Genomic DNA, 12,079 nt, shown 5'->3' on the forward strand with positions numbered 1-12,079 from the left:
CAAAAATGAAATCTAGAAAGAATCATCAGATATGATAGGAAAAATACTATACAGGTGCAATCCGCTTTCGTCTAGAATCATTTCAACGTGCATCAGTTGACATCCCGCATCCATTTTTCATTTCACCGGAGGAGACAATTATGCGGTTTCCTGGATTTTTTATCACCATTCTCTCAGCCCTGCTTCTCATCGCACCATTTGCCATAGCCGAAGACAGCAGAACTGCCGAAGTGCTCTTTGACGAGGGTGCCAACAGCACCACCATTACCGACCAGATTGCAGGTTATCAGAACGTACATTACACAGTTCGGGCCCGCTCAGGTCAGCAGATAACTGTTGATTTGCAGGCAGAAAATGAGCATATCGCCTATTTCAACATTTATCCCCCCGGCAAGGCCCCCGGTAGTGCAGATGCAATGTATATTGGCTCTATCTACGGTTCACAGTTTAAAGGGGAATTGCCAGAAGACGGGGTTTATCTCATCCAGGTCTATCAGATGAGAAGTGCTGCACGAAGAAACGCTATGGCCAAATATAAGCTCACGATAACAATCAAAAATCACCATACAAAAGAGATATCTTCTGATAATTGAACCATGGATTTATCAGCCGCTATAATGAGCAAACATCACAGGTAATCATCATATGCTCTCATCGTAGATGGCCATAATTAAATCCAATGCGGCATAGCCTTAGCCGGGCCTGCAGTTTTGTCCTGAATCGGCCGAATCATGATACCCACTGATATTCCCGGCTCAGGAGCCTGTTAGTTAAACATACTCGACAAGTAGCCACCCTTTTCAGCAATTGTTTCAATTGCTCCGGCTGGCTCATTCACCGTCGCAGCCAGGATCGCTCCAACCTCCGCACTCTTCAACAGGGTGCATTACTCCGAATATCAATTCCCTCATTAGGTCGCCTTTAAAACTCGACTTGGACTGATTTTTTTTGCCCCCTAAATAAAACAATCACAATTCCATTTAGACTGATCTCATGTTACAACGCAATTATGAGTTCAGCTCAAAACTGAAGACACGACGAACGACCATCTCTATAATTCATTCTTCATTTTTATCAGAGGGATAACAGATGCTTACTAATTATTTTAATCGATTACTGCTCCTTAGTTTAACATTGTGCATGCTCGTGCTTACAGGATGCCTCGATCGCTCTCTTACCTTCCAGATCCGCTTCACAGAGTTGAACGGCCTACAACAGGGAAACCGTGTCCTGTTTCAGAACAACCACATCGGCGAGGTGGTCAAGGTCAACTACACTGATACAGGAGATTACCTGGTCACCGTTACAATTTCACCCGACTTTACCAATGCCACCACCAAGGACTCCACATTTCATATCGGTATCGACTCAGACGCACCGCCCGCCAGAGCAGTATTTGTTGAACAGGCCAAACCAGGAGGAGATCTCCTTAAAAAAGGTGCCATAGTCTCAGGTACCCAAAAAGCCGGTTACTTTGATGACCTGATTAAAGATCTGACTGAAAAGGCAGAAACTGCTGAAACAGAATTCAGAAAATCACTCAAGGATTGGGAAGAATCATTGAGCACTCAATCCCAGGAGCTCAACCAAAGCTTAAATAAAACACTTGAAGAACTCTCCAGACAGTTTGGTTCAATCAAGGACGAAGTACAAAATGTGCCCAACCGCGAAGAAGTGAAAGAGCTTGAAAAGAACATCCAGGAGTTCGTAGAGGATTTCAATAACGCTCAAAAAGATGTTCAGGATAAACTGAAAAACGAGGTCATCCCCCAGCTGAAAATGGAACTCGAAAAATTGCGGGAGCAATTGAAAAGAGAAGGAAGGGAGGAAGAGCTTGAAAAAATAGACGAGGAGATGAATGAGGGCATTGCAATTTAGCCTGAACACTACCGTGAGACTTTGATCTGACAAGAGCCCGCTCTTGTCAGATCAAGCCGAACCTACTCCAGCTCAGAGCTTATTCGATATATTCTTTCCAGTCTCCAAGCCCACTTTCATAACCGCTTACCGGCAGATTATCCTGCTGGATTTCTTTAATCTCTCCGGTACTGGTCTGGACGAAAGCACGCGGTCCGTCACCGTCGCCTTTACCTATACCGACATGCAGGTTGGGAGTAGTTACCACACCACGGCCAAGGCTGATCTTGTTGACCACATTGCCATTGCTATCTACACCTTCATCCCCGAAGACATTCTGATACCAGGAAGTTCCTGTTCGGTAGTAGATCTCGAACAAATCTGAACTCCCCTCAGCCTGACAGATGCCACTGCTTGGTTTGTGGGTTGAAAAGCTTACCAAACCTCCCATCAATGTTGCCTGGCCGATATTCCTTTCTCCGTTGTTATATGGCCAGATGTTTCTATACCATCCGTCTGTACAGTTATTTTTATAATTTCTATCTGTATAGTCAGTTCCCGAACACGTTGGCAGTGGGGTACAGATATTCGATACGCAATAACCGGTTCCACCTATATACCTGTCCAACTTATCCAGATACGCATTATCATCAATCAAACTGTAAAATGGTGTTCCAGTATCGTTTTCCAGACAATCAAGATTATTTATCGGCCCACCGGCCGGGACATCGCTGTTATCACGACAAGTCAACACAGACGTATCCATCTGGTCGCTTAGGTGTACCAGAATTTCATCCACCTGGAAAAGTCCTTTATTGCCATTACCATAGGTTGGATCCCCATCCAACCGAACTTCATCCCAGGTAAGTTTTCGCCTGTTTACACCACTGTTCGGGTCAGCCTCTATTACCATCGGCTCTTTAATGCCATAATAACTCTGCTGTTCTTTATCTGTTTTATCCAATGCATCAATGTAGCGCCCGGTACCAAAATAAACCCAGTAGTTATAACCATCAGTACCAACACTTGCTTCAGCTGTAATCGGTTGCAAGAGATGACCGGGTACTTGTGACCGAATATTTCCGCCACCAATATTATAATTTGAATCACTTCCCATATTCAGGAGGATATTCACATCCCAATCGTCAGGGGTCGAATAAGTTTCTCCACCGGTTTTACCAACCATATGACCACTACCGTTCATGACAAGGCGATACATATGCCCACCACCACTCCAGTACGTTGAGCCATCAGAGTAGGCGCTGAATCCCCAGCGCCCTGCTGAATCTCTCTCCCCTTCCACGCTGCTGAAATAAACGACATCCGACATTATGTCTCCACTCACGTTGCCGAAATCGTAATCAACTACAGTTATGCCGGTGACAAACGATCGCACCTGTGCCCCGCTTGGCTGATAGGTTCCCGCCGGTTCAATGGACGTAGGCTGGCCACTTGGTATACGTAAAGGCCGTTTACCAGGCGCAGCGCTGGTATCCACCAGCCAGTCAAGAGGGAGAATACTGATTTTTGTGCCGGTCATACTTTCGCCCTGCTGGGCGTAATCCTCATCAAGGGGATCAGAGGGGCCATTGGGGCCACTACCAAGTATGAGATACCATTCATTCACATTAGCGCTCTGATCTTTCATTACAGCCATTCCGGGAACGACTGTTGAGTAGCCGAGATCAACTACACTTGGGTCAGTAGTCGTAGTCAATTCACCAAGCAAGACAGGCGGTGCCTCAGGATTGGTAATGTCTAAAATAAAGTAGGATGAGGCAAATCGCTTGCCGTCTATATAAACAGGGGATCCGCCAAATCGCATGCCGCCAACAAGGATTGTGCCCCAACCTTCTGGATGAATACACCCTTCATCAGCATAGCCATTGGTACCGCAAGCAGGCTCCTCTTCAAAAATCTGCACATCAAAAGCCCGTGGCCTCTGATCGACGAAATATTTATGCTTGTACTCAGGGTTTGTGAGGCACGAAAGATGCGGCAACAAATTGTACGGCACATACGACCACAATTCTGTTCCCAGCCGTGGCCCGTTGTCGTGATATCTTGAGCCGTTTACATTCGTACTGGTATCGTAACCAAGATAGAATTTTCGCTCGTCCGATTTATAGAATCCCGCATTTACCGCATGCAGCATGCCATCGTTAGCGCCGAAATATACCACATGACGGCGATTCGCCCATCGGGTCACGAACTTGGCGTATGAAACATCGTCGTAAATGAGGTGGAATCCTTCAAGGGGAGAAGTCACCGTAACCGGAGTTGAGTGAATGATATCCCCCAATCGCCAGGTAATACCATAGCTATTCTCAGGATTATCAGGGTCAATCAGCAGAGAATCCCTGTTACGTGTGATGTAATCAATAATGCCGTCATTATCAAAATCCTTACCTGCAAAATCTTCACCTCGCAACCAACGGATCATCCAATCCAGCTCATTACTACTTGCAACTCCGAATTCATCGGTCCAATTAGTCCAGTCAGGCGCATCCGTCACACCGCTATCTTCAAAATCGACAACCTCACCTGACTCAACCAGACCATCACCATCATCCTGCCAGGTAAAAATATAACGATGTCTGTCTGCGGCTGAGATAAAGGTACTCGTATCCCTGTTTTCCCGGGTGTTCAATACATCGATTGAGCCTATTGCCGGGTAATCAGATAACCACTGATTGGCAGACCATAAAAAATGCACCTCTTCCAGGTCACCTGCATCGTTACAGTAGCCGATATTAGGATCATTGATCGAGCTGTTCCAACAAACCCTCGATTTCTGTTCCCCTACCGATTCGTCATAGAAAATAATGACCCGCTTGTCCCCTAAATCGAGAACACCATTTTTGTTGAGATCCTCACCATCATCGAGTACTCGGTTATTGTTCAGATCCTCTGACGGCCTGAGTGTACGGTCATCATTTGTATCCTCATACATATAGCCGTTATCATCGAGAAACAAACCATGCACATCACCCGCCCATTCTACGGAAGTCTCTCCGCGAACCAACTCGGGCCAGAACATCGCCTGATAGATAGCACCCTCACCACCTCGAGCCGTCGAGATTACCGACGCCGCAGAACCTGCAGATGCCCTCTGACGAAGCTCGTTGAAAACTGCCAACAGACTTTCCTCAAGCATGGCTGGATTCTCACCTTGCAGCACATCATCTGTGCCACCATTTTCAGCTGCATCTGAAATAAGAACTGTCGGATTACATTCATCTGTACTGCCTGTATCCCTTGGAGTTCCGGCCGTAACGATATAGGTGGTAATGGAGTTTTTCTCCATATCGGTAAACGGGTAATCTGCTTCCGGCAAGGTTTCATTACCAGCCGGGTAGAGTGAAAATTCCGCCCCCTGGTTCAGACCATAGTAGGTCAGGTCATCAAGATAGGTTGAAGATTTCAGGCCATTGTTACTACATTGGCCTGAGACGGCAGCGTCTTCTGCACCTTCACTTCCATCAACTATATCAATGGAATTCTGGCCATGCTCTCCGCGAACAAATCTGGCAACATCATCATTGACATCTGCGGTGGATGCGCCTTCGGTGATGATAAGTACAAAATTCTCCTGGCACGGGCTGATTACGGGATCGATGAGAAACTCCCAGTCTACTCCCGAATCGTAGAGAGGGCCGCTCTTTCCTAAACTTGAAGCTTCTCCTTTCAAATGGCTCGTTCCGCCACCCATTGTGATATAGAATTTACCGTTATCCTGCACAATATCATTTGAGTCATACGCAGTACCATTGGTCCAGTACCCCTCATAACCAGTGACCTGCGTCCAGACTATTCCACTGTCAGTACCGGGATTACTGTCTTCGGCAATACCACCGCTTGAGGTGGTATACAGACTTGAGCTGTATAAAATATATGCCCCGGCCGGATAATAGTCTCCAACCCTCAAGCCGGCATTGACATCACTATCGGTGAAGAAATCGCCATTATTCAATCGAATCTGGGTATTCTGGGTGTAATAGCCGATGCCGTTATACATTGCCTCTGCCAGAGGTGTCCATGAGGTGGCCTGAACACTGTTGATAGCGGACGCCAGGTCATCCACATGGCGCGCATCAACGGAACTCTGATACAGGCCATCGTTATTATCATCATAGGTCAGTCTGCTTCCCAGTTTTATCGGCGAAATTACTCCGGAACCATCTTTATTCCCCTGGGGGCAATACTCTTCAATGGAGTTATCAGGATCAGGGTTCAAACACTCTGTGGCGGCTCCATTGTGATGAAATGCCATTGCACCAACACGAAGATCCTGAGCTGTACGCTGAATAATACCTTCAGGCTGTGCGGAAACCTTTATGAGCCCCTTCATGGTGAGTAGTGGATTTTCCACTCCCATCTGGCCATAAATGCCCGCGTCAACCAATGCACCGACAATTCCCCAGGTTTCTGAACTGCCACTGGAATATGACAGCAAATCGGTTGGGTCGATAACCTGCGGCATCTGCATATCGCCACAGTAGTCTCTTTCAGCCTGCTCGATACAGTCCTTGGCCTCCTGAGATCCCCAGCCAGCACTAACCTCTCCCCAACAGGTTCCATTGATATCATCATAACACTCGTTTTGCGTCCAGCCGCTGGCATTCGAATCGCACAAAGTTGTGTTATCAGAGAGTACACTTACAGCTTCAAATTTTCCCCCGCCTCCACAACCTGGATTGTTTTTTGAGGTATCTACCGATGTATCGTTATCACACTCATATTGCAGACCATTACTACACAGGTTGCCAACACTATTGAAGTTCTGATAACATTCACCTTCATCCCAATTACTTTTCGATGCCCATGATCCATCGTCGCAATCACATGTTTTTTGTTCACATACACCGCCACCGGAACTGATCGGCCAGTCCTCCCAGCAACGACCGACATAGCCCGTGCCTGTCCAATTAGGTGCAGCAGGATCAGGTGGGTTTACACTATCCCACTGGCCATAACAGATATATTCAGGGTCCCAGGGGGTAATTTTCCATGGATCTTTATCCGGGTAACCAGTATTGCCCTGTTGATAGACCGCCTCGCAATGTGTTGCCAAGTTACCCGCGTGGGGAGGTTCTTCACCTTTATTGATCTTCCAACAGTCATGTATGGACGAGTGGTAGATGTTGGCAGACTCAGACACATCCTGAGTACCATACATACAGCCTTCCATTGAGTTTTTAAGAACCGGCAGCTGAGGGCTTGAATTCTGCAACTCTTCGAGATACCTTGCACAATCGGCATAGTTAATACCACCGGCACTCATGCCTACGATCTCGATGCGGGTGGTAAAATCATTCTCTCCTAATTTATCAACATCATCGGCGCCACCACGAATCTTAAAGACCAATTGCTGGGAAACTCCTCCAGTAGTCGGTGTCACCGTTATCTCCTTGGTAAAACCCCGCCCTGAACAACCACGATGCTCGGAGACCAGTCGGTCATCATCGGTTGTTGCCTCGGCACCTGTTGAGAGTTTTCCGCCTGTGAGAATTTTCTTCTGGATATCAATCTTAGAAGCAGATGCCCAGTTAAGAAGTTTTCCGCTCGCTCCAAAACAGGTTACTGCTGTCGGTGCTTTAGTATCATCATAGGTAATCTGCAGGTCTTTCCGTGTCTTACTCGTTCCGTCATCATTCCAGGCGCTCTCGGCTTTATAGGATGCACTGGGACATGCATCGACACCGCTATCTGAGGCATCACCAACTTCCTCAAAATAGCCTTCGATTTTATCCCAAAGGAGATTGCCTGAAGCATCGGTATCTTCATAGAGCGAATTTGAACCATTGGTTGAGGAAGCAGCAGCACCATTACTCAAAAATAGCATCCCATCGTAGCTGACCAGGGAATTTTGCGCCCAGTTTTGGCTGTTCGACCACTCTTCAACAGAAGTCAGGTCTACTTCCGTCCAGATAAGCCCCGTATCATTTTCAAGAGACGTGCCGGCTGAAGTACAGGCAGTAGCCGGAGCAACCGGGCTACAGGTTGCCTGGTAGAGAACACCCTTGCTGGTCACATATGTATCTGAGGCATAGATTGTACCGGTCTGCCAGGGAATTACCTCACTCCATTTATACAAAGTATCTTCTTCAAAATACCCGGCATACGATTTTGCAGTATCGAGACTGCCATCATCTTCAAGCAGATATGACTTATCAAGACAACTCGTTTCATAGGAGATGGTATCTCCTTTATAATCAGTCCCCGTGTAGGTCTGATTATCAACATAGGCCATATCCAGCATGGAACCGGAATTATCTATAAGGATCAGTAAATTCGCATCAGACCCCGATGCAAGAAACGGTGGTTCCCCCGTGCCCTCACCACAAACCGCCGCAAAAACAGGCGACGTAAAACTGCACAGTATCAACCCGAAGAGACCAATAATCAGAACTTTCATTTCTTGCCGTTTCATTTCCTCAACTCTCTTATGACTCCACAATTTGCCGTAAAATGGTCACACAGTCTTGACAATCAAAAGAACTTTTATAGCTAGTACTGACATGCGCTTGGATCTTCAGTACCCACCAGATGACGCCAGCCCATAGCTATAGTTGTCTGGCTCTCGGTCTGGCCAGCAAACTGGGAGTAGACATCGATCACTTTCGCCACTCCACCCTGGCCGGCCGACTTACCTTTGCCTTCATATCCGGCTGTCATTTGCAAGGCACCACCAATCTGCACCATTGTTTTTGCCTCAAAGTAGAGATAACCGGTTTCTTCATCATCAGTTCCACTCGTCTTGAGGTTGCTTTTGGGATAGGCTGCATCGGCCTTATCCGGATCACCGATTTTACTAGCCAGGGCTGCTGCACTAGTGGACCGAGCGTTGTTATAGAGCACATAGTCTCCATCCCGGCTATAGACCCGAATATCTGTGCCACCAAGATCAGCCCATTTATTGGTCGCATCAGTTTCTTTGAATCCCGCCACACAGCTGAACGATTGTTCTATAATTTCCGTTCCCAACGCGGCTCCGGCTTCGGCCTCAAAGTATGTCTTTTTATTCACCTTATCGTTGCTGGCAATCTGTAATTCAATAGAGGTGTTGGTTGTAGTGGCGATTCCCAGGATTGTAAGAACCAACATGATCAACAGCGCAGCAACGAGTACAAACCCTTCGGGATTACCAATCGATATCGTCTTATTTTTCATAGCCATCGGAGATTATAGATATTTAGCTTTGAGATAATTCATCGTTACCGTCCTGGTCCCACCATTCACCGCACGCACAACCAACACGCGAATGGTTTTTGTATTCGGCAGTGCCACGTTCTCTGCTACATTCCAGTAAATTGTGAAATACCCGTCGGGGGAAACTCTCTTACCATCGGCTGTAGTGTCGGTAAAACTATTAAGACCTGCCGTAGAATCTGCGTTTATGGCGGTATTGGTGATGCTGTTGTCATCCACCAGATCGGGATCGTCATACTCCAGGGAGAAGAGTTGCTCAATCTGGTCAGATCCCCAATCCGAGGCCACGGTTATTCTTTCTGCCTTTGCATTGCCCTTGATGCCGGCAACCTGCATTGACACCAAAGATAAAATTCCCACACCAAAAACAACAATGGCAATAAGGACTTCAATAAGGGTAAAACCACTTGTATCTCTTAATCTCATAGTTCTATAACCTCAGGTTTCTGCAATCGACGGTCATAATCTTGAATCGCCTTCGGTAATTATCATTAAATTGCCACTTATCTCCGGACAATGTTCCTTTGTTATAGGCGGCAAGATTGGATGCAGGGTTATAGATGAATGAATTTTTAAAGGAGGAATCCGGTTCTTCCGCTCTGGCAATGATTGAGACAACAACAGTTTTTACCAGATCCTCGTCTGATGTTTCCTTTTCATCCTCATCAAGGTACATGAACTCTATCTTCTCGATGCGCTCTGCTACGATTACCGGCCCACTGCCACTTTTAACTTCCCAGTGACCGCTTCCCTTATCTTCGGTATCAATCGTGCCATTAGCAGCAGTACGACGTAGAGCTAAAACACCATTGTCTTCTTTGAGGTCGTACGCGATATGTTCGTCTGTGTCTGAAACGTCACCATCCTCATTTCGATCGATGGTGAAATAGATAAGGTCAGGTTTAATCTGGACGATCTTACCAGTGCCTTCTCCTATGGTGCTCAGCTCAGCACCGTTATAGCCAGCCATTCGTATATCACGGGCCAGCAGTTTCATTGCCGCACGGATATTTTGCTGCATCTCAGTGACATCGAGCTGGGCTTCGTATACATCCTGCTGTTTGGCGTAAATTTGAAAAACGGCCATCATAACCATTAAGCCGACAGCCATCGCGATAAGGAGTTCTACAAGGGTGAAACCTCTTTCTCTTGATCTTCTGTTCATCTTTTGCACCCGCAATACCCCACCCTAATTAATTTGGATTGAGCCTGCAGAACTCTGACTCAACTCTCGTGTTCTGCTTATTTTCGTATGGCCAAGCTCGATTTTGCCAATTGCTCCTCCAGACAGGCCCATTGGGTCAAATCCACTCTCATTTGTCTCATCCTTATTGGCAAAAGAAGAATTCAGAATACAAATACCATCAGCCATACTTCCGCCAGCAACAATGTTGCCCGCAGAATCCTCAAATGAGTAACTTGAACTACCTGTACAGGAAGGATCTACATTAAAAGTGAAGTAAACCGTTCTATTTGTCTTTACGGCATACACCCTGGCTTTTTGAAAAGATGCATATATCTCCTGGGTGGTTGCCTTTAAACGATAATTGGGAACCCATTTACCTAAAGCAGAAAAAGAAATTCCGCAGAGAATTGTGATAACAGATACCACAACTAAAATTTCTATAAGAGTAAAGCCGCAACAGCTCTTTATTTGGGCCTCACCATAATATTTCTTCACAGAATACACGTTTCCCCCACTGATTATCCATGCGGTTTCGAGATTATCAGAAGAGCAATCTCCTGAACATCAAACACAACACAAATCGAGCCCAACACATCACTATCATTATACATTTCTACAGACAACTAACAGACTAAACCAGTTCAATCAAGAACTAAAGTGAATATTATATACAATTATTTAATTACTTAGAGCTATCGACACGAAACAAAAAAATAAAGATCTGAGGTTTGAAGGAGAAAAGAAAACACATGGTACACTTGAAGCGAAACACACAATTCCACATCACATCATAAGAAGGGCCAATTTTCTATTTATTTCATATCCATTATTGAACCCAATCGACCTAGCACAAACATTAAGCACTGGAGGTATTTGAGGAATTTATGAAAGCCCTATAAATGAAGACATTTATTTTTTATGGTGGTAATTATGTCAATAGAATCCCCTATGTCACAAACCTCTACCAGATAAAGAACAATAACAACTCCGTGGAGCATTCACTTTTTTTTAAAAAAAATTTATGGTCGGAATTATGTTCTTAAAAGTTGCCATTAGTATTATTAAAATATCTGATTATCCCTAATCTTCAGCTTGAAAAGGTTAGGAGATAGACATGTAATGATGAACGTGACTGATTGGTACGTGACCAATCCCCGGAATAGCTCCGCAATCGGCTTGTAGAGTAGTGCTTTTAGCTTTAAGTTTGTACTCCTACCACCTTTCTCCGCACCCCTCACTCCGTGAAGCTGATCCTCAGTGGTAATCAGAATTATTCATCCAACAACCTGACTAAGGTCTATAACCAGATCACAAGCAACCGCAAAGGAACGCCAGGCGGCACTGAGTACCGCTTGGCACTCGTTGGTTTCACAGTCTAGACCTGACTATAGAGTCACAAGCAGAGCGCCTTTCGCGAAGTACCCCCCTAAAGAAAACAACAGTTTTCCTGCGACAACACACTGCTTTTACTAACTTTTTCTTAGTAGATTACAATACATAATCAGATTGTGTCCACGCGCCAGGCAGTGGTCGATCTCTTCTCGTCTCTAATGGAGAAATCCATGAAAAAATTTATCTATCTCATTAGCACAACCCCAGTATTTGCCGCAGGCGGCAAAAATCATGGAGATGTAGGATAGGGAACGTGTCGATCAGGGGGACACCGGCAGTGAAACCGGAGAAGCTGCCGGAGACAATGCCCAGGATAACCAAAGCCCTTAATCTTCAGTTGCCCGAGACCAACCGCCGCCCCATTACAAACCGATTCTGAGATTACTCACCAGATGTGATGGGGCTCAAAAAAACACCTGATTTTTTTTCCTC

Annotated in this window: 7 protein-coding genes; 2 read left to right on the top strand and 5 right to left on the bottom strand. The window is 45.8% G+C overall.

The annotated features are described in order from the left end of the window. Window positions 1-140: 140 nt before the first annotated feature. A complete protein-coding gene (locus tag FCL45_RS23180) occupies window positions 141-593 on the top strand; it encodes a DNA breaking-rejoining protein (protein ID WP_136795718.1) in 453 nt (150 codons plus the stop codon). 547 nt (window positions 594-1,140) lie between these two features. After that, complete coding sequence (locus FCL45_RS23185; protein ID WP_167495640.1) at window positions 1,141-1,878, top strand: MlaD family protein; 738 nt, start codon at window positions 1,141-1,143, stop codon at window positions 1,876-1,878. A gap of 79 nt (window positions 1,879-1,957) precedes the next feature. On the opposite strand, the gene FCL45_RS23190 is transcribed toward FCL45_RS23185, so the two are convergent. The 5 genes from FCL45_RS23190 to FCL45_RS23210 all read right to left on the bottom strand — a co-directional run bounded on the left by FCL45_RS23190 (window position 1,958) and on the right by FCL45_RS23210 (window position 10,750). Then, window positions 1,958-8,290, bottom strand: a complete 6,333-nt coding sequence (locus tag FCL45_RS23190; protein ID WP_136795720.1) for a pilus assembly protein — start codon at window positions 8,288-8,290, stop codon at window positions 1,958-1,960. Between the two features lie 77 nt (window positions 8,291-8,367). Beyond that, on the bottom strand, window positions 8,368-9,030 hold the full coding sequence (locus FCL45_RS23195; RefSeq protein ID WP_167495641.1) for a pilus assembly PilX family protein: 663 nt from the start codon (window positions 9,028-9,030) through the stop codon (window positions 8,368-8,370). Between the two features lie 12 nt (window positions 9,031-9,042). Next, window positions 9,043-9,495: a type IV pilus modification PilV family protein gene (locus tag FCL45_RS23200; protein ID WP_136795722.1), complete on the bottom strand. Its 453-nt coding sequence runs from the start codon at window positions 9,493-9,495 to the stop codon at window positions 9,043-9,045. Window positions 9,496-9,499: 4 nt separating this feature from the next. Then, window positions 9,500-10,234 (bottom strand): PilW family protein, encoded by a 735-nt coding sequence (locus FCL45_RS23205; protein WP_136795723.1) that lies wholly within the window; start codon window positions 10,232-10,234, stop codon window positions 9,500-9,502. A gap of 24 nt (window positions 10,235-10,258) precedes the next feature. Continuing rightward, the gene (locus FCL45_RS23210) at window positions 10,259-10,750 is read right to left on the bottom strand and encodes a GspH/FimT family pseudopilin (RefSeq protein WP_167495642.1); all 492 of its coding nucleotides are present in this window, start codon (window positions 10,748-10,750) and stop codon (window positions 10,259-10,261) included. Window positions 10,751-12,079: the final 1,329 nt, after the last annotated feature.

Source organism: Desulfosediminicola ganghwensis, from assembly GCF_005116675.2.
GTDB lineage: Bacteria > Desulfobacterota > Desulfobulbia > Desulfobulbales > Desulfocapsaceae > Desulfopila > Desulfopila ganghwensis.